This is a genomic window from Larkinella bovis, from assembly GCF_042655385.1.
Taxonomy (GTDB): Bacteria; Bacteroidota; Bacteroidia; order Cytophagales; family Spirosomataceae; genus Larkinella; species Larkinella bovis.
The window spans coordinates 305,095-325,197 of the sequence record NZ_JBHSMA010000002.1 but is presented as its reverse complement, the minus strand read 5'-3'; the positions used below and the strand labels follow the sequence as shown (position 1 = coordinate 325,197).

Sequence of the window (20,103 nt, the reverse complement as noted above, 5' to 3'; positions counted from 1 at the left end):
CGTACGAATGACAGAGGCAGGATTTAGTCCCATACTCGAACAATATATTTGTTTGGCAGTGCAATACATTGATAACTGCGTCATAATGGTAGGCTTATTTACTGTTGGACAGTTACCGGTATATTGACAGGTTGACTTGTACAGCCATTGGTCCCCGTAGCGCTAAGCGTATACGTATAGGTTGCAGCCGGTAAGGTCTGCTGAATAGTTACGGTTCCCGTTCCACTCCCGCTGGCGGCTGGTGGACTGGGCGTTGCCGGTGTTCGATTCCAATTAATGGTCGCTGTATTGGGAAATACACTAGCCGTTATCGAAACCTCTTCGATATCACAGTATACCGCGGCCGATGGAACAACCTGGATTACCGGCGCGGGATTGACCGTCAGAACATACGTAGTCTGATCCGAACAGGTACCGGCATTCGCGTTCACAACATAGGTGATGGACTGCGGTACACTGCTCACGTTTTCGATTCCGGCCACAACGATGCTGGTGCCCGTTCCCGTTTGTCCGAATGTATTTGACCAGGTAACCGTTGCCCCATTGCTTCCGCCTACATTGATGGTCGTACTCTGACCGGAACAGATGGTCTGCCCCGATCCCGCCGTGAGCGTCAAACTCGGCTGACTGGCAATCACTACTTCTGTTGTTGCACTGGCCGAACATCCCGCTGCGTTAGTGAAGACGACTGTATAGGTACCAGCCGCCAAAGTAGTGGCATTGGGAATACTGACGGACTGCCCCGTACCACTAAAACCGTTCGGCCCTGACCACTGAAAGGTTCCACTGGCTTCATCGTGTACAATCGCCTGGAATGCCACGTCATTTCCGGCACATTGCGGGCTATTACTGGTGGCGTAGACGCTAATTGGATTGACGTCAACCAAACTGGTCAACACTGTCGTACAAGTAGGGTCTCCCACTGCCTGGACGACGACCGTGTAACTCCCCGGCGCCAGGTTGGATACTGTAAACGGACTTGCCCCCAATGGCTGAAAAGCTCCACCATTCAAGCTATATTGATACGTTTGAGAACCGGTATAGGTAATGACTAAATCACCCGTGGTGGCAGCACAGTCTGTGACAGGTACAGGTGTAACACTAGCTACCAGATCGCAGCAGACACTGACAATAACCGGTACGACCGCCCTGCTGGAACAACCGAATGCATCCGTTACCGTGACGGTATAGCTACCCGATTCGGTCACAGCCGTGGCCGCGAAGCTAACCGTGCCGGTCGTATTTGTTTCGGCGAAACCATTTGGTCCGGTAAAGGTATAGGTATAGCTACCCGTTGGAGAAACCATCGCATTCAGGGTAACGGTGCCTGTGCCAATACAAACCGTACTACTGGCAGCCGAAGCCGTTACCGTAAAGCTTGAGGCACCTGTCAGTGACACCACCTTGCTGAGGGTACAGCCGTTGGCATCCCCCAAAGTAACCGTATAACTGCCACTGGTCAGCGCTGTCAGGTTCGTCACTACACCCATTGCGCCCGTTACGGTATAAGACAATGGAGCCGTACCTCCGCTCGGCTGCACCACGGCCAGGCTGCCACTGGACGGCGCGTCGCAGGTCGGATTGCCATATTGAATGTTGTAATCCAGACCGGCCGGCTGATTCACGACCAGCGTATCGACCACCACGCAGGACGTCGAGCTTGTGCGGGTAATCAGGTAGGTTCCGCCCGGTACGGAGTAGCTGGCCGCTACATTGCCCGCCGTTTGGCCGATCTGAGTAGCAGCTCCGGCTACAGTCACCACATATTGGTCAGAAGCAATGCCCGAGCCGGTAAAGGCGATGGTCCCATTTTCGGCCGGACAGGTCGGGCTGGTACTTGTGAACCCGGCAATCGGTGGCTGACCCGTCGTGTTAATGAGTACATTTTCACGAACTGTGGTACAGCCGTTGCGGTCGGTCACTTCTACATAGTAAGTACCGGCAGGCAAGCCCTGAATAGAGAAGGTTCGAGTGCTGGTATAGCCCCGGACAAAACCGTTAACGATGTAGCTGAAGGGCCCAACCCCACCGGAGACATTGACCGTGATCCGTCCATCGGAAGCGCCACAACCGGTTACGTCTGAGGCCGTCGCCGTCGCCGTCAGGTTACCCGAGTTGCCCGGCAACGTAATGTCGAACACGCCCTGACAGGTTGAATTGCCCCCCGTTACCGTAAAGACATAATTCCCCGCAGCCAGGCCGTTGATCGTCGTACTGCCCAGGTTCGGTACCGTCTGGCTACCGGTAGTCTGACCCGTCCAGGAAACCGTGAAGGGGGCCGTGCCACTCAGCAGGTTGATGACGGCAGAACCGTTTGCGGCCGTACAGCTCGCCGGGCTCAGGGGTGAAACCGTAAAGACCGGACCGCCGATGGCGTTCACATTTACGGTATCGACGTATTTACAACCGTTATAAATGTTACCCCCTGTAATCTGAGCCGTTACGGAGTAGACGCCAGACGACAGGCCAGAGGTAGTTGTTCCGATAAACCCATTGCTCCACAGATAGGTAACTGTGGCCCCCGATGGAGCATTGAGCAGCTGAGCAGTCGCTTCGCCGTTGGCAACATCGCACTGGGTATCAACCACCACCGTATTAAAATCCAGTGCAGGACAGACAATGCCGCAGGGCGGTACCGTTACCAGCGTACCTTCCCCTCCCGTACAGCCGTTGGCGTCGGTGACGTTGACACTGTAGTTGCCTGCTGGCAGGGCACTTAACTGAGCCCCGCTAAACGTTTGGCCCAGATCGTTCATCACGACGATAGTATAGGGTTTTGTGCCACCGGTAATTTGTACCACCGACAGACTTCCATCGCCATTGCCCACTCCACCCTCCGCACAGGTTTCAGGCGTGTATTGGACATTGAAATCGATATCCTGCGGGCGGTTCAGCACGAGTGTATCGGCAGAAACACAGGTTCCGGAGGTTGTCTGGACAATATAGGTCCCGGCCGATACAACCAAGCTCGTCGAATTGATTCCGCTGATGCTGTTGGCAACAATAGCGCCCGTTATGGCTTCCCGAATCCGGAAAGTCGTTCCGGCCTGTCCCCCCGCAAATACCAGTTTACCCTGGTCAGACGGACAGTTCGGCGATTGGGCCGTCCAGCCCGTGATGGCTGGAGCTCCAGTTGCATTAATGAGAACCGGCAGGCTTGCGGTAGTACAGCCCGAGGCCGAACTGGCCGAAACCGTATAGACACCTGCAGGCAGGTTATTGATGGCATACGTTAGTAAATTTGATGCGCCAAGCAATTGTCCATTCAACGAATACGAGAATGGGGCCGCTACACCAACCTGCGGTTGTACAGTGATAACAATGCTACCGGTGGCCGATGAACAACTTGTCGCATCGGTCGCCGTAGCCATCAGCGTGATTTGCGAAGCGTCGTTACGCGGAATAATGACACTCAGGACGCCGAAGCAACCCGGAGCAGCTGCGCTGCTAATCCGGAATTCATACGCGCCGGCAGGCAGGTTAGTGATGTTGACCGGACCCAGGTTCACCGCCGTCTGCGAACTGCTGGCGGCTCCCGTCCAGGAAACCGTGAACGGTCCGGTGCCACTGACGATGCTCAGGGAAGCAACGCCGTTGCTGTTACAGGTAGCGGGGGTAATCAGCCGCAGTTCGGCTATGGGCCCTCCGATGTTGTTGACCTGCACCGTATCGATCACGTTACAAACCGTGGCCCCGTCCGTAATCGTAGCGGTTACGCTGTAAATGCCAGCCGCCAGCCCCGAGATAACCGGTCCGGCCTGTCCGTTGCTCCAGGCAAACGATGGAATGGCGTTAGTAGGAATCCCCCCTACCGTCAGTTCGGCACGCCCATCGCTGTTACCACAGGTTGCATCCACTACAATGGCATTGACGGGGTAGTTACAAAGCGGGGGCGTACAATTCCGCACCACCACCGTGATGGTATCCGGGGCACAATTGGCCGCTAATCCCGCGGGACGGAAGCCAACTTTGAATACACCCGCCCCGGAGACAATGCCGTTGAAGGTGCTGCCCGAGAGTGATCCTGAAGTACCCGTCAGCAGCGTGAATGATCCCCCGGCGGGTGTATACGTAGCTAAATTCAGTGTTTCATTATTACAGAGCGACACCGTAGCTATCGGTTCGGGAATTGGGCAACAGTTGCCAACCACCACTGGTACGACCGCAGTGCCCGAACAACCACTGGCATCGGTTACTACTACGGTATAGCTGCCGCTGTTGGTAATTGCAGCGGTAGCTGATACCAGCGGGTTCGCTGCCGTCGCCACGTAGCCATTCGGCCCTATCCACGCATAGGTATAGCTTCCCGTTGGGACAACATCGACCGACAGACTCAACGGAGAACCCACACACACCGTCGCGCTGCTGGCAAAGGCCGATACTTGCAGACCGGGTGAGACGATTACCAGCGTTTCAATGGTGTCCCCGATGGAACAGCTACTACCGGAGGCAACCGCCCAGGCCTGGTAAACCAGGGTCTGAGAAGTAGGCGTGGCAGGTGCCGTAGCGGAAATGTCGCCCGTACCACTCAGGGGAGCCGGTGGCGTCGGACTAACCAATCGCCACTGAACCGTGGCTGGCATGTCTGTGGTAAATGTAACGCCATAATTCTGACCTGCGCAAACGACCTGCTCATAGCTGCTTGGTGTTACTGTGGGGCGCGGGTTCACCGTAACCACCGTCGTAACCGTATTGCTCTGACAACCACTCACCGCTGAAATATAGGCTATATAGGTATAACTGGTGGGTGACGCCCCCATACTCGTCAGAACGTCAATAACGTTACCCGTACCGATTCCTCCATCGGGCTGGCGTACCCAGGTAACCTCGGCTTCGGCCGGGGTTGGTGTGTATGCAATGAGGACCTCTTCACCGGAACAGACGGTTAAGGTCGATACACTGGCTGTCAGGCTGGTAGCCGGGTTAACCGTTACCAATGCTGTGGCCGTCCCCGAACAACCACCGGCTCCCGTTACAACCACCGTATAGGTGCCGGCCATCGAGATAGTGGCCGACGAGGTCAACTCAAAACTGGACACCGATACCGTCGTTGCAAACCCATTCGGACCACTCCACTGGTAACTCGTACCACCGGCAGTCGCGTTCAAGGTGATAACTTGACCCACACAGGCCACCTGCGGGTCGGCATGGGCGTTAATGGAGTCGTCGATCGTGACCGGTATGCTACCCACCGCCGTACAACCTACCCCATCCGTCACCGTATAACTGTACAGTCCCGAATCAGCCGTCGTCGCCGAAGCAATCGTCACCACGGCGGTCGATGCACTAAATCCATTGGGACCACTCCAGACCACGGTGGGGGCACCCTGCCCTTGACCAAACGTCACACTGAACGAGACCGTACTGCCCACACACGCAGCCACCGACGATGAAGACGGTAACGCTGTCAGACTACAACATGGTGCCACGGTGATCCGCAGCGTATCCCGACCCATACAGCCCGTCGAATCCGTCACCGTCACTACATAATCCCCCGACAGGCCCACGGTCGCACTCAGGCTCACCACCGGACTTTCGGCTGTACTGCTAAACCCGTTGGGACCACTCCAGCTGTAGCTGACCGGCCCCTGCCCCCCGTCCTGAACCACACTTAACTGGAGCGGCTGGCTGACACAGACCGAGTCCGCTCCCAGGATACCTACCGCAATCGTGTTCAACTCCAGCACCACCCGGGCCGTATCGACGCACCCCTGCGGACTCCGCGTCACCCGCGCATAAACCGTATCGGCACCACTGCTGAACCCACTCGCGGGCGCAATCAGCTGCGTCAGCAACGAATCCCGGTAATACGCCACATGGCCCGCGATACCACCCAGAATAATCGTATCAGCCTGCGTTAGATCAAAAACCGCGACTCCGCTCCCATTATCACACGCGCTCAGTAGCGCATCGGTGGCAAACTGGCTATCGAGCACCACAAAATCAGCGATACTCTCCTCGTCCGGTGCGACACATCCGGCCGCATCCGTCACACTCACCAACTCAAACGAGGTATCCCCAGAGCCGATCGTCACCGAAAGCGGGCTGCCCGGACTATAGTTCGTGGCCGTATAACTCGTCACCCCATCGCTGTAAACCACTTCGTACGGGCCCACGCCCCCCTCAATCGCCACAGCCACCGTCGAACTGCTGCCCGCACAGACCGTGCCCCCCCCCACCAGACTCGCCGAGGTAACCCCGCCCGTCACCGTCACCAGGGCACTCCCCGATACGGCCGGGCTGCTACACCCGTTAGTATCGCTCACACTCACCAGGCTATAGGCCGTCGTCGCCGTCGGAGCCACCCCAATAGAAGACCCACTGATATACTCGTTGATCATCGCCAATAAGTTTCCTTCCAGATACTGAACGGTATACGGCGCAGCGCCGCCTGTCACCGCCACCTGCAGACTGGCCGTACCATCCGGACAAATGACTCCCCCTCCGCTCAAAACCGCCACCGAGGGACGCGCGTTGACCGTCACCGAACTCACCGCCGTGGCCGAACTACAGCCCGAACCCGTTGGCGTCACCGTCACCCGGTAATAATACGTGCCCGCTGGCAGGTTGTCGTCGGTTGCCAATGTACTGCTGCTAGCACCGGGAATCGTCGTGAAGGGACCCGACGCTGATGCACCCAGCGCCCATTGATACCCCATGGTTCCAGCGCCCCCGCTGATGCTGGTTTCCAGCGTATCCCGGCTACCGGCACAAATCGTCCCGTTCAGGGCCTCCAGCGTCACCACCGGATCAGGATTCACCGTCAGCAGGGCCCCGGCACTGACCGGATTACAGGCCGCGGCATCATTGACCAGCACCCGGTAACGCCGACCACTGAAGGCCGCCGTCAGGTTCGACAGGCTCAGGGTGTTGGAGAACGACCCGGCAATGGTGACCCCTCCGGACGTGCCGTTGGTCAGGTTACTCCAGGTCGACCCGTTGTCGGTGCTTTGCTGCCACTGGTAGGCCACCGTCCCCGTAGTCCCCGAGACACTGACGGCAAACGTCGCCGTGCCCCCCCCACACACCGCCCGCGCAACGGGCTGCTGGGTAATTTTGGGGCCACCCGACTGCGCCGTAATGATGGCCGCATTCGAAATAACCTGGTTCGTACAGCCCAGCGATGCACCGGCCGCATTACCAACCGCCAGCCGGTACCGGCGCCCATTCCAGGCCGCGGGATAATTGGCAATACTCATCGTGGGGCTGAAAACCCCGGTGAACACCGCCCCGCTGAAGGTGCCGTTGGTCAGATTCGTCCAGGTGGCCCCGTTGTCGACGCTCTGCTGCCACTGGTAGGTTAAGGCACCGATGCCCCCCGTGGCCTGGGCCGTGAGCACAATATCATCCGGGGCGCAGATGGTCAGGTTATCCGGATGATCGGTAATCGCCGGATCGGGCACCACCGTCAGGCGGGCGGGCGAACTGACCGCCCAATTGCACCCCGAACCACTATACCAGGTGGTCCGCCGGTACTGGTAGTTGTTCATGCCCGCGTTCACGTTGCTGATCGTCAGCGTTCCGGTCGTAAAGCCCGTATACCGGCTGCCGTCGAGGGTTGCCGTGATGTTGGTCCAGGAGCCCCCCGGAATCAGCCGCTGCCAGACGGTCGTGGCCGTACCCGTACCACCTTCCACCCAGGAACTGATGCTGGTGGTGCCGCCCACACACAGGGTGCGGGAAGGGGGCTGCCAGGTAATGACCGCATCGGCAACGACGGTCAGAATGGCCCCGCCTGAATTGACGGAACGGCAGGAGGCTGGATTGGCCGAGTTGGAGGCCACCAGCCGGTAGCGCCGGTTGTTCCAGGAGGTGGGAACCGCCGACAGCGTCAGCGTCGTCGTCTTGGCCCCGGCCACGGTGACCCCGCCCGTGACTCCATTGGTCAGATTCGTCCAGGTGCTGCCGCCGTTGGTGCTTTGCTGCCACTGGTAGGTATTGGCTCCGGTGACGGTCGCGGCAAAGGAGGCATTGCCCCCGTTACAGATCGTCCGGTTATCCGGCGGGTTGGTCACCACGGGCGGAGCATAGATGGTGATGGGATGGTCTTCCACTTCCCCATCGGGCAGGCTGCCGATATCGTCGGTGGCGGCAATGGCCTGGGTCGACAACCGCAAGCGGATGTAGGATTGCCCCCCAACGATTCCCTTACCGGCCAGGTTGCTCCAGTTTAACACCACCGAGGTGGCATTGTTGGCCACGGCCGCCGAAGCAAATTCGCCGTTGTCGAAGGTACCGTTGCGGTTAAAGTCGATCCAGCCGCCCAGGCGGGCGGTACTGCCCGTCCAGTTGCGGACGTTGACGGTGAGGGCATAGGAATTCTGGCACAGCGTCAGCGTGGGCGGGGTGATGGCATTCTCATCGTCATTGCCATCATTATCATCACCCGAGGCCGATCCATTACTCTGCTGGTTGTTATCCGCATCGGGGGCGGTGTTGCCCAGCCAGAGTTTGGTGCTGGCGACGGTACCGGCGGCAATGACGGGGGATTGAGGCCCGTAGAGGTAGGTCGCGTGTGTCACGCTCGGACTGGGGTTACGGCCTCCATCCAGAAGCGGAAAATAAACGTGGTTGGCCACCCCGTACGAAGCCGGGGCATCCCCAAAATCTTCATCGACGATCAGCCCGACGGCCATTGCAGCCTTCCCCCCGCCCCGCAACCGCATATTGACACTCAACCGATTCGAAGCGCTGGTATTCGCCAGACCGGTGTACATCAGAGCCACATTGCCGGGACCATCAGCTCCCGGATCACTCGTACTTCCTACCTGGAGTTGGACGGTTTTATCATTGCCCGAAAAGATTACCTTTTTAAATAGCCCGGTCGGGGGCGTATATTTTTCTAGGAGCTGCCAGCCAGTACCGTTGGTTGTTCCTTCTGAGAATTCGTATACATTCTCGGGCGTTATATAGTCATCCTCCGCGCTGCCAAATACCAGTCCCAACCGAATGGGAGCCCCGTTTAGGGTGGCATACGCCCTGAACCGAAAACTGGGCGTCGTACCTAGGAGAGTATTGGCCAAGGCATTCGTCAGGGTATTGGCCGTCCCCGTCCCCCCAATATTGTATAAGTTATCCATACCGTCGCCAACATAACTCCCAGGTTGATAGCCTGCCAACCGGGCGTCCGACAGAGGACCACGAATAATAGAACCTGAATACGTAAAGCTGACCTGATCGATGACCACGTTGATGGATAAGCCATTCACCGTAAACGTTCGGGTAAAGGTCTGCCCGGCGGCTAAATTTACACCCGAGAAATTCATCCACCAGATGCTGTTGCGGTATTTGCCAGATCCTCCGGTTGCTTTTCGCAGGTTCTGGCCCCAACCCGTCGTACTGATGGCGAACAGACTCAAAATCATGAGCACCAGCAGAAGCCCCCGACTCAGATAGCGACTCTTCTTCCCCCCCGAAAAAGAGACTATTTTTTTCAAACCGCTTATCACATACCCGCCCGCAAGTAGGGCTACCAGGCGGGATGGGGCCGGCCGGAAAGCGGACAGGGCTTTAGTCGTAGTGGAATCCATCATATACGTTGCGGAATGAGTTAAGTCTTTGGGGATAATATCTAAATCCATTTCCCAACCCCTCAAGTGGGAGTCAGCGCAAGGGTCGGTGGTTTTCTCAGCGTGATTCCGATCCACCTCGCTGCCATAACCGGGTGGACCAAACCAGGCTTTTCCACTTGAAACTGACTGTTCGCTTACTGGCCATGAGCCAACTAGCACCTTTCGATGGCCAGGCGATATAACTTTCATGATTTGTGTACATGACTTCTCTTTAATTCCATTCCTTGTCATGATCCAGCTGGATTAATGGGCCTCCCTCCAGTAGCGACACCACTGGAAAAGCCGTTTTTACACCCTGCTCTATTTTAATGCTTGCACAAACACAAAACAAACCCAAACAGAATGAGTAGCTGTCGAAAAATATAATCTACTGAATGGAGACCTTCGTACCTGACGTGTTCATGCGGATACGACACTACGCCAGCCCACCCAGTTTCTACAGAATCCTTGCTAACTGATAGTACAATTTTCCATATACTAATGTCGTTGCATAGATTCCGAACAAAATAACTAGCTCATTTTCCTTTTTTTTTAAGGCTTGCGGGCCGAGTTCCCAATTGATTTTCCGCTCTTGCCTGCAAAACCTCATAGATAACCTGCGCTAAAAATTCCTGCCGGGTTTGTCCATCCGCCTGATGCAACTGTACCATAGCGTGCTCAAACCGACGATTCGAAGATCGTTTGCCTCTCATTAAATCAGTTTTTAAATGAGTACCTTACAGGCGGCCGGATTTCGTCTTGGTGATTGTGACTGGAACACAAACGATAGGCTTGCAGCAATCGCCGTTGACAAAAATAGCCGGGCAGCATCCCTGAATGGGGCACTGGGCATTAGCCGCTGTGAACGAATAGCTGCCAGCAGCGGTTACCTGCAGCGTCGAACCCGATGCGCCCTGAATGGCCTGCCCATCTTTATACCACTGAATACCCGTGTATCCGCTGGGCAAACCAATCTGGTAAATATCCCCGTCGCAGATGTTCACCGGAATCGCAATGCAGGCTACACTAATATCATCTTCCGATAAATTGTCGTTATTCGGGGTTGAATCCGTATCTGGCTGATCGGCTTTGCTGACTTCGGCCTTGTTGAACCAGGTTCCTTCAGCCACCACCCGGGCCGTAATAACAAGCTGAACCGTTGCTCCTGCATTGACGGTTCCAACGGTCCATATTCCGGTATTGGCATTGTAATTTCCGTTGCTGCTCTGAAAGGTAAGCCCCGATGGCAATAGATCTTTCACTTCGACACCGGTGGCATTGCCAGCACCTGAATTGGTCAGCGTCAGTGTGTACGTAATAACTTCCTGCAGGGCAGGCTGGGATTTACTGACCGTTTTTGCCAGCGACAGGTCAATGGTCTGCACGGGAGGAGGACTTACCGTTATCCGCAACCAGGCTGTGGCGCACACGGTCAGATTTTCCTGTTTGCAAACCTGATACTGAACACTATCTTTCCCAACATATCCGTTCGCGGGCGTATACACATACGATCCATCCGGATTTAAGGTGATGGAGCCGTGTTTGGGAGGCACAACGGGAGTCGTCGTTACGACCAATGTAGATGGGTCATTCAGGTCATTCGTCCGTACGTTTCCATTCACCGAAGTATTGACAGAGGTTGTATTGATATCGTCGATGGCATCGATGGCGCAATATTGCGGAATACACACCTGTAAGTTGCCGAAAACCCCTCCTGCGGTTACGTTCTTAAGCTCATAACCATCATTGGTATCGGTTTTGGGAATCGAAATGTATTCGTTCATGCCGGTAATGGGGAAATCTTCCGGTTTATTGGTATGCCAAACAAGTGCAAAGCAGTTATTTTGAATTAACTGGGTATTAACAATATCAAACTGAATGCAGGAGACGGTAGTCCAGGTAGTTGGAACCAGAGCCGCCCCGTTTCCACTACCGCCGTACGTCGTATTCAGGGAAACCGTTCCTTTCGTAGGACCGAACGTACTGCCATTCATATTCTGTGGCCCATACCGATTATCACTGGCTGGTGCCAGGCTGGAATAATTCTCCTGAATGACAATGGTGGGGTTGTTGATGATCCGGGGGTCGTAATCAAAGCGGTAATTGGCATCCCCCATTAGAAATGTGCTATCTGCCACGCTTGATTTGACTTGAAGCGCAATGATGGCTTTACCGGTACTGCAATCGATGCTTTTGACCAGAAAGCGGACGTGGTATCTTCCTTTTTGCGCAAAGGAACTGCTCAGAAGACCCAGGAAAAGAATCAGCAGAAGGTATACGTTTTTTTTCATATTGAAAACGGCTAGCCGTGGCAACAGGCCAATCAGGGAGGCTCTTTAACACTTTTTTGCTCTTTTCTGAAATCTTCATCGAGGCAAAAAGGCTTCTACAGCTTCACAGGACCGCTTCGTTACCACATTATGCTTATATAGACTGGTGCCTTTCCAAAAAGTCACATGATTTTTTTAGCGGGTAGATTTTCAAAAAAGGCTCTGACCAAAACCGGCACTCATCAATATTCCCCCCCTATGTTACTTTTTAATCCCTGTAGCGTCTAATTCAAAAAGGACGCCATGAAATCCGATCCCGTTCACCAGTCATCCGCAGCTTCCCAGTCAGCGTACTACCGGGAAGTCACGCCGAAACCACAACCTTCTCTCAATGCGTTGGCCGTTGCCAAGTGGGGGTTTATCGAATTGCTCGTGATTGTGATGGTCGTGAGCCTGTTCAGACTATCAAACCGGTCCAGATCGTCTTCAAAAATCTTAATCAAAGGCCGTAATTAACTACGTCCAGCGATAGATGGGTGCCTCCATTTTGAGGAAGGCTCCTAAAACGGACGGGCCAATCCAGCGGTTCCACTCCTATTTATGCAGTAGTTTTATGTGACACGCACTCATTACGTGTCCACCTCCACCCTTTCCGTACTCCAGCGCCCGGATTTCGGCATCCAACGCTACCGGGCCTTTTTCGAAGCTTTGCCCCCGAAAGAACCAGCATCTCCCAAACGTTGCACTCTCCGGAAACGGCTTGCCAGCGACCTCCTTCTGAATACCTTCCTGGCCTTGCGGGCATTCATTTTTTTCGTATACTTAGGATAAACATTCAACGCTTTTTATGAAAAGCAACGGTCTCTATTTGCTCTTTTTGCTCCTCGGTAGTCATACATTTGCCCAGAATCGAACTATAGTTCGTACGAAACTCAATCACGTCACGATTTACATTAATCACGAACGGGGAAATTTCAATGGCGTCAATGAGATTCCCAATCCGTTCGCCTATAGCTTCGGCACCGGGCCGGAAACGGTTCCGTTTGCCGTTGTTTCCGAGCAGGACTCCATCGCCTTATCGTTGCAGCACGGCGTAAAAACGACGTTTCAGATCATTCGGGAAACCAAAGGGGATACGCTTATCTGCCAGTTCAGCGCCCACAAGGAAGTGAAAGCCGCCACGTTCTCCGATGCCTATAAAACCGCCCATCAGGGACAGACCCTTATTCAGATTCCGGAAGTTTACGAGCTGATCAATGTGATTTTTGCCCTGACCCGCTACGGTCAAACCAACGCCATCTATAAAGAAACCGACTATTACCGCGCGGTAAGGAAGCATTTTGAACCGTATCGCCATCAGGCCGCCGTTCGGACGATCGACTCATTACTGGCCCAGTCCGAAGACATATATGCCCCGTTGAAAATGGACAGTTATGCCTATGCTTTTTCGGGTGATCAGATTGAAAAAACCGGTGTCTACGACCGGGTTAGCTGGGGCGAAACCAATACGCTGGAACCGTATATCCCGCTGCTGATGTCTTTTGCCAAACAGTCGGATTACCGGACCTTTTTCCGAAAGCACGGTTCCTACTACGCTAGCCTGGTAGCCGACTTCCGGCAGAATGTCGATGTGGCTGCCATGAAACAATGGCTGGAAAAACAATTCCCACGTACGCGCTATTCCGCCATCAAGGTTATTTTTACCCCATTGGTTGGCTGGAATCAGTCGGCGAACAGCTTCAGCGACAACGGTTTTACGGAAGCTCAGGCTCACATTAACTTCCCATTTATCACTACATTCATGAGCCAGCAACCGGCTGCAATTGTCAAGGGAGGACGGATGCTGATTGTGTTTACCGAACTGAACCATAGTTACCTCAACCCAGAAGCCGACCGGTATGCCAGCGAAATCGCCGTTGCCTACCAGGATTTGCTGAACTGGATCACCACCGGCAAACCGTCCGGCAATTACAACAATCCGCTGGCCTGTTTTGAAGAATACATGAACTACGCGCTCGTTACGCTGCTTTATTCCGATCTGTTCGATAAACAAACCTTTCAATCCCTGAAAACGAACCTGGAAAACAACATGGTCAATCAGCGGGGGTTCAGGCACTTCCGGGAGTTTAACGAAGAGCTGCTTCGGCTCTATCAAAACCGCCAACCGGGGCAGACCGTCGCGGACTTATACCCGGCCATCATAGCCTGGTCGGGCCAGCAAAAATCTGATTATAAACTCCTTACGAAATAGATAATTCAACAAAAAAGGTCGTACCCCGGTTTTCTTCGGTTTCAAACCAGAGCTTTCCGCCGTGCGCTTCTACAATTTGCCGGGAAATGGCCAGTCCCAACCCAAACGTTTTCTCGCCCGCCGTACCGGGTCGCTTTGCGGCCGTGAACAGATCGAAAACGTTGTCCTGCAAGGTCGCCGGAATGCCGATACCCTGATCCTTGACGGTTATTAGCACTACCTCCCCCCGCTTTTCGGCCTGCACATAAGTGGTGGATCCGGACGGACTGAATTTAATGGCGTTGGTAATCAGGTTGCTCATCACGCGTCCCATTTTCTGCCGGTCCATCATCACCTGGACCGGTACGGTCTGTAGTTCAATCGACTGTTTTTTATCCCGGGCTTTGAGCTGAAGCATCTCCACGCCGGAAGCCAGGAACTCCGAAAGGTCAACGGCACGCTTTTTATCGAGAACGGTCTTGGAATGAAGCAGGTTATCGATCAGATCAAGCGCGCTGGCCGACGAGTCTCGGATCATCTCCAGAAAAAACCGGGGATCCCGGCTGAGCGGTTTGCCCTCCAGCAACAGCCCGACCGCCATACTGACGGAACTCAAGGGGGTCCGCAGGTCGTGGGCCACTACTTTCAGTAACCGGTCGTTTTCCTGCTGGCTTTTTTCCAGATCGGCCAGGGTTGCCTGAAGGTTTCGGTTCTGTTCGGAAATCACCCGGTTCAGGGCGGTGGATTCCGCCAGATTTCGCCGGGTTCGTTTCCAGCCCAGCCAGCTCAACAGGGCACTAATTACCACTATCGATAAAAAAGCCACGACAACCAGAAGAGACACGCGGTTTGATGCCCCTTTGACCCAATCCCGATTAAACAGCGCAAATAAACGATCCTCATCAACCAGTGATTTTACGTCATCCCGTTGTTCAATTCCCGCCTGCCCATACGGCCGGGTCAGGAACAGGTAGTTGCGGTAACGATCCATCCTACCCGCATCCGGAATGCCGTCATACGCGGAGTCCAGAAACCGGTGGGCCGCATTCACCCCTTTTGACACTCCAATAACCGCGGCCCGGTTGACATCGTTAACGGGAGCAGGCTCACAGGCTATCCAGAAACCGGTACAACAAGCCAACAGGACCCATTTCATGTACCAGCCAAGTAATCTACTTCCGGTAATCCAGATCGACGGTGCAATGAATTTCATCGAACGCAGTTCATTAAAAGCAGACACCGCTAGCAGGCATCAGATCCGTTTCTTCTTTGTTTACTCGCTAAAGATAGCTGGCATCCGGCCATAGTATCAAAAATATTTCCCGGTTTACCTCAATATGTCTCCGAAGGATCCATGATCAGAAAAACCGGACAGCCCGTCCGGTTTTTCTGATCGGAATTGTCATCGGCAACAGCTTGCCCGGAATCAGGCAAACATGGGGGTATAATCCCGCGCAAACTGCTCAAAAGTACTCGGCGCTTTCCCCGTTACCGTTCCGACGAGTGTCAAATTGAGGCCATTCAGGTTGAGTCCACCTTTTCATTGACGGCATCTGTCTGATGGTGTGGGCGGGTTTATCCGGTTTGAGTTTCCCCCCGTGTTCCCTGCGGTTTTCCGGCCAAAAGGTCGACGCGACGATTCATTTGTTCGGATCGCTTCGGAAATGTCAAGTCAATCCGGGTAAAATCCAGCCTAAGTTCGCTTAAAGGACTAAATACCTGACAGCATCAAGTAGACACGTTAGCAGACTCGAAACCTCATGAAATCCAATCCAAGTCGTCGTCACTTTCTGGAAGCGTCCGCCGTGGCCGTAGCGGGTGCCCTTTTTGCGCCCAAGAAACTTTTCGGTGCTCCGGCCCTGATCCGTAACCTGGGCAAACCGAATTCCCTGATCAATGGCGTGCAGGTCGGTGTGATTACGTATTCGTACCGCGATATGCCCGACCAGAGCGCCGACGCAACGCTGAAATACATTCTGGACAGCGGGGTGAGCGCCATTGAACTGATGGGTGGCCCCGCGGAATCGTTTGCCGGTGCCCCCAAAAATACGGTGGACATGCGGGCGCTTTCTCCGCTCATGCGCAAACGCCGTGAAAACCAGACGTTAACCACCGACGAACAAAAGACCCTGACCGAAGCCGAAGCGCAACTGAAAGCGTACCGCACGGAACTGGCCAACTGGCGGCAGTCGGTGCCCATGACCAAGTTCGAGCAACTCCGGAAAATGTATAGCCAGGCCGGTGTGACGATCTACGGTTTCAAACCCGACGCCTTCGGCATGCAGAGCTCCGACGCCGACATCGACTACGGCATGCGGGCTGCCAAAGCACTGGGGGCCAACCAGGTAACCCTCGAGCATCCGGCCAACGACGCCCATACGCTCAAGCTCGGCACAATGGCGCAGAAACACGGCATTCGGGTGGGCTACCACGGCCACGAGCAGCAGACGCCCACGTTCTGGGATACCGCCCTGGCCCAATCGCCCGGCAATGCGATGAACTTCGATTTAGGGCACTACATAGCCGCCGGCCAACCCGATCCGCTGGGTCTGATCCGGCAAAAACACGACCGCATTGCCAGCATGCACATCAAAGACCGGCAAACCCCGGCCAACGGCAAAGGCAACCTGCCCTGGGGACAGGGCGATACCCCCCTCACTGAAGTCCTGGGACTGATGCGCAGCCAGAAATACAAGTTTCCGGCTACCATCGAGCTGGAATATAAGGTACCGCAAGGCTCAACGTCCGTGGCCGAAGTCGGCAAATGCCTCGAATTCTGCCGGAAAATTTTGAGTTAATGGGCCAGCCGCCCCCACAGCCAGCGTGATGCGCTGGCTGTGGGGATACTTCCGGGTGTGAACCAGCAATCAGTCGAACAAAATGCCCGCAATCCGGCTGGCCGCCTGCCCATCCCAAAGCGGGGGAATGGTGCCTTTTTTCGAGCGGCCTTCCAGGATTTCGACTACTTTCTGGTGGACGGTTTGGGGGTTCAGGTCGGCCAGCAACTCGTTGGTGCCTAACTCGACCGTCACGGGGCGCTCGGTGCTGTCGCGGAAGGTCAGACAGGGCACTTGCAGAAAGGTCGTCTCCTCCTGAATTCCGCCCGAATCGGTCACCAGCATGGCGGCATGCTCCATCAGGTTCAGGAATTCCAGATACCCCTGCGGTTCCATCAGCTCCAGATTCCGGATGGCTTTCAACCGGGATGATAGCCCGAACCGGTCCAGGTTGCCCAGCGTCCGGGGATGGATCGGAAACAGGACTTTTTTGTAGCGAACCGTATCGTCCAAGATCTGCAAAATGCGCTGCAAACCGTCTTCCGAATCGACATTCGCCGGGCGGTGCATCGTCATCAGGACGTACTCCTGCGGTTTTAGGCCCAGCTTTTCCACCGTTCCGGTTTCGGCGGCTTTTCGGCGGTAATGCACCAGCGAATCGATCATCACATTGCCCACAAAATGCACTTTTCCGTCATCGACGCCTTCCTTTTTCAAATTATCCAGACCAGCCTGCTCGGTCACAAACAACTGGTCCGAAAGACTGTCCGTCAGGATCCGGTTAATTTCTTCGGGCATCCGCCGGTCGTTGCTGCGTAATCCGGCTTCAACATGAACCACCGGCACGTGCATTTTAACGGCCACCAGCGCACAGGCCATGGTGGACGTGACATCGCCAACGACCAGCACCCGGTCCGGTTTTTCGGTTTCCATCACGGTTTCGAACGCCATCATGATTTTAGCCGTTTGCTGCGCGTGCGACCCCCCACCGACACCCAGAAAGTAATCGGGCCGGGGAAGTTCCAGCTGACTGAAAAACACGTTGCTCATTTTGGCGTCGTAGTGCTGGCCCGTATGGACAATAATGGATTGAACGCCGGCATACTGCTGAAAGGCGCGGTGCAGGGGAGCCACTTTCATGAAATTAGGCCGGGCGCCAACGATGCTCAGAATTTTCATTTGGTTTGACATACATAGAACGGAAAACCAGAGCAGGGCAAAAATTGGGCTAGTTCTGCGTCTGACAGCTAAAAATTTTCTAAAACTTGCAGCCGCAGTCGGTTAGCCCACTGGCCTTCCGGCCACGCTTGGGTAGAATAACCCTAAGCGATCCCTGAAATCGTTGCCTGAAAAAGTAAAAACCGGGCGCGTTAGAGATATACCTTTACCATCTGCTGCCAGTCCAGCGCCTGGTGAGCCCGGCCCTCCCAGATGTATAAATCGTGGGGAATATGTTTTTCCGTTAACGTAGCACTTAGCTCCCGGTTGTTCTCGAGAAACGGGTCGTCCTGCCCGATGGCCAGCAGGAAATACATCCGCCGGAGCATCGTTAACGTCGCTTCTTCGTGCAGATTGGGCAGAAAGTGCAAAGGCGTGTTGTAATAAATGGTTTCGTCGTAATACGAATCAAACAGCCCCCGAAAAAAGTCGACCGGCATCGACAGATCGTAGCGGCCACTCAGGGCCACCACTTTACCAAACCATTGCGGATGCCGCAGGGCAATGTTCACGGCATGAAACGCCCCAAAACTACATCCGAAAGCAATCATGAAGGGTTGCGGATTTTTCTGGCGGGTAAAGGGCAGCACTTCCTCGAGAATATAACGTTCGAATTGCAAGTGCCGCTGAACACGCTCGTGCGGAGGAATTACTTTGCTGTACAGGCTTTCGCCGTCGATACTGTCCACACAAAATAATTGCAGATGGCCGTTTTCGAGCTTATCGGTCAGGGCACCCACCAGGCCAAAATCCTCGAAATCGAAAAACCGTCCCCGCCGGGTCGGAAACACAAGCACCCGCGCGCCGGCGTGGCCGAAAACCAGCAACTCCATATCCCGGTTCAGGTGCTCACTAAACCATTTGTGGTATTCCCGCTGCATACAGATCCCTTCTGCCAGCAATATGCACAGTTTTGGGGGTATTGGAGTAACGTACGCCTTAAAGGATTTGTTAAAAAATCGCGGGGTGCTGCATCAGTACCTGCCGCCAGATGGCGTACCCTTTCGGACTCAGGTGTAATCCGTCGGCCTCAAAGAACTCCCAGCGAGGGTGGCCTTTGCTATCCAGCATGGGGGTAAAAATATCCACAAAGTGGTACGTGGAAATATCCGCTATTCGTTGCCGAATCAATTCATTAACCAGCCGAATACGGTCAATCAAATGCCAGCGTGAGGGACTGGGTTTGATGGAAATATACGTAAAGGGTACGTCCGGAAGGTAGTGCTGCATTTTGGTGAGCAGGGTCTCAAAAAACAGAAAAACCTCCTCGGCCAGTCGCCCATCGCCCAGGTCATTATCCCCGGCATAAAAAATGAGCGCCCGGGGTTGCGTCGGCAGCACCAGCCGTTCAAAAAACCAGTCACAGGCCGCCAGGGTCGAACCACCAAAACCGATGTTCAGCACCCGGTGGTCCGGAAAATCCCGCTCGAGGGTTGCCCACAACCGGATGCTCGAGCTACCGTAAAAAACCGTGCGACCGGTCAAATTGGGGGTGGAGCGAATCTTTTTTTCGAGCTGTTGGACTTCTTCTTCGTACCAGGTCATGCGGCTTATCGATAATTCCGACAAAGATACATACTCACAAACGCTGGTCCGTATGTTAACCTGCTATTCCAGTAATCCAAAAGATCGGAACATGGTACACAAACCAAAAGTCTTTGGTTCGCTTTGTCTACGTACATCCCGGCCGGGCCGGAAAAACCGGTTTATTTTTCAAACTGGAAAATCTGGTCCATCCGCACCCACTTCTCACCCGGTTTGGCCCAGGGCAGCGGTTCCTGAAACTTCCACATCCGTTCCTCCCACCGCTGCACGTGCGGATTGTCGGCATCGAGTGCGGCTTTTTTCTCAAAGGTGAAATCGTCGTCCGTTTCCAGAATCATCACCATCCGGTTGCCGGTGCGGTAAATTTGCAGATCCAGAATTCCCGCGGCCAGGTCGTTCGCCCGCACTTCGGGCCAGCCGCTACCGGGCGCGTGCCACTGTTCGTATTCGGCAATCAGATCCGGATCATCTTTCAGGTCAAGAGCGAGGCAAAAGCGTTGCATAATTTTCAA

General features: G+C 54.7%; 10 protein-coding genes. 3 read left to right on the top strand and 7 right to left on the bottom strand.

The features are described from left to right. Window positions 1-98: 98 nt before the first annotated feature. The gene (locus tag ACFPMF_RS08615; RefSeq protein WP_379843195.1) at window positions 99-9,533 is read right to left on the bottom strand and encodes a CshA/CshB family fibrillar adhesin-related protein; all 9,435 of its coding nucleotides are present in this window, start codon (window positions 9,531-9,533) and stop codon (window positions 99-101) included. A gap of 755 nt (window positions 9,534-10,288) precedes the next feature. Further along, complete coding sequence (locus ACFPMF_RS08610; RefSeq protein ID WP_379843193.1) at window positions 10,289-11,842, bottom strand: Ig-like domain-containing protein; 1,554 nt, start codon at window positions 11,840-11,842, stop codon at window positions 10,289-10,291. A 282-nt stretch (window positions 11,843-12,124) separates the two neighbouring features. On the opposite strand from ACFPMF_RS08610, the gene ACFPMF_RS08605 reads away from it, so the two are divergent. Next, entirely contained in the window at window positions 12,125-12,337 is a 213-nt protein-coding gene (locus tag ACFPMF_RS08605; protein ID WP_379843191.1) for a hypothetical protein, read from the top strand. 331 nt (window positions 12,338-12,668) lie between these two features. Next, on the top strand, window positions 12,669-14,072 hold the full coding sequence (locus tag ACFPMF_RS08600) for a DUF4932 domain-containing protein (RefSeq protein WP_379843188.1): 1,404 nt from the start codon (window positions 12,669-12,671) through the stop codon (window positions 14,070-14,072). Here ACFPMF_RS08600 and ACFPMF_RS08595 read toward each other — a convergent pair. Further along, window positions 14,062-15,264, bottom strand: a complete 1,203-nt coding sequence (locus ACFPMF_RS08595) for a sensor histidine kinase (RefSeq protein WP_379843185.1) — start codon at window positions 15,262-15,264, stop codon at window positions 14,062-14,064. The two genes, ACFPMF_RS08600 and ACFPMF_RS08595, sit on opposite strands and share 11 nt — an antisense overlap. Before the next feature lie 547 nt (window positions 15,265-15,811). On the opposite strand from ACFPMF_RS08595, the gene ACFPMF_RS08590 reads away from it, so the two are divergent. Continuing rightward, window positions 15,812-16,849, top strand: coding sequence for a sugar phosphate isomerase/epimerase family protein (locus ACFPMF_RS08590; RefSeq protein WP_379843182.1), 1,038 nt, complete (start codon window positions 15,812-15,814; stop codon window positions 16,847-16,849). 69 nt (window positions 16,850-16,918) lie between these two features. Here the strand turns inward: ACFPMF_RS08590 and wecB are convergent, their stop codons facing one another. The 4 genes from wecB to ACFPMF_RS08570 form a co-directional block, all read right to left on the bottom strand. Then, window positions 16,919-18,007 carry a non-hydrolyzing UDP-N-acetylglucosamine 2-epimerase gene (gene wecB / locus ACFPMF_RS08585; protein ID WP_379843180.1) on the bottom strand — a complete coding sequence of 363 codons (1,089 nt, stop codon included), beginning with the start codon at window positions 18,005-18,007 and terminating at the stop codon, window positions 16,919-16,921. Between the two features lie 191 nt (window positions 18,008-18,198). Then, complete coding sequence (locus tag ACFPMF_RS08580) at window positions 18,199-18,927, bottom strand: esterase family protein (protein ID WP_379843178.1); 729 nt, start codon at window positions 18,925-18,927, stop codon at window positions 18,199-18,201. Between the two features lie 70 nt (window positions 18,928-18,997). Further along, a complete protein-coding gene (locus ACFPMF_RS08575) occupies window positions 18,998-19,591 on the bottom strand; it encodes an SGNH/GDSL hydrolase family protein (protein ID WP_379843175.1) in 594 nt (197 codons plus the stop codon). A gap of 161 nt (window positions 19,592-19,752) precedes the next feature. Beyond that, a complete protein-coding gene (locus tag ACFPMF_RS08570) occupies window positions 19,753-20,094 on the bottom strand; it encodes an L-rhamnose mutarotase (protein ID WP_379843172.1) in 342 nt (113 codons plus the stop codon). Between the last annotated feature and the right edge of the window lie 9 nt (window positions 20,095-20,103).

Excerpts from the sequence above, each read along its gene's own strand:
- ACFPMF_RS08610 (WP_379843193.1), bottom strand. The coding sequence starts at position 11,842 with ATGAAAAAAAACGTATACCTTCTGCTGATTCTTTTCCTGGGTCTTCTG.
- ACFPMF_RS08580 (WP_379843178.1), bottom strand. The coding sequence starts at position 18,927 with ATGCAGCGGGAATACCACAAATGGTTTAGTGAGCACCTGAACCGGGAT.
- ACFPMF_RS08595 (WP_379843185.1), bottom strand. The coding sequence starts at position 15,264 with ATGAAATTCATTGCACCGTCGATCTGGATTACCGGAAGTAGATTACTT.
- ACFPMF_RS08615 (WP_379843195.1), bottom strand. The coding sequence starts at position 9,533 with ATGATGGATTCCACTACGACTAAAGCCCTGTCCGCTTTCCGGCCGGCC.
- ACFPMF_RS08590 (WP_379843182.1), top strand. The coding sequence starts at position 15,812 with ATGAAATCCAATCCAAGTCGTCGTCACTTTCTGGAAGCGTCCGCCGTG.
- wecB (WP_379843180.1), bottom strand. The coding sequence starts at position 18,007 with ATGAAAATTCTGAGCATCGTTGGCGCCCGGCCTAATTTCATGAAAGTG.
- ACFPMF_RS08570 (WP_379843172.1), bottom strand. The coding sequence starts at position 20,094 with ATGCAACGCTTTTGCCTCGCTCTTGACCTGAAAGATGATCCGGATCTG.
- ACFPMF_RS08600 (WP_379843188.1), top strand. The coding sequence starts at position 12,669 with ATGAAAAGCAACGGTCTCTATTTGCTCTTTTTGCTCCTCGGTAGTCAT.
- ACFPMF_RS08605 (WP_379843191.1), top strand. The coding sequence starts at position 12,125 with ATGAAATCCGATCCCGTTCACCAGTCATCCGCAGCTTCCCAGTCAGCG.
- ACFPMF_RS08575 (WP_379843175.1), bottom strand. The coding sequence starts at position 19,591 with ATGACCTGGTACGAAGAAGAAGTCCAACAGCTCGAAAAAAAGATTCGC.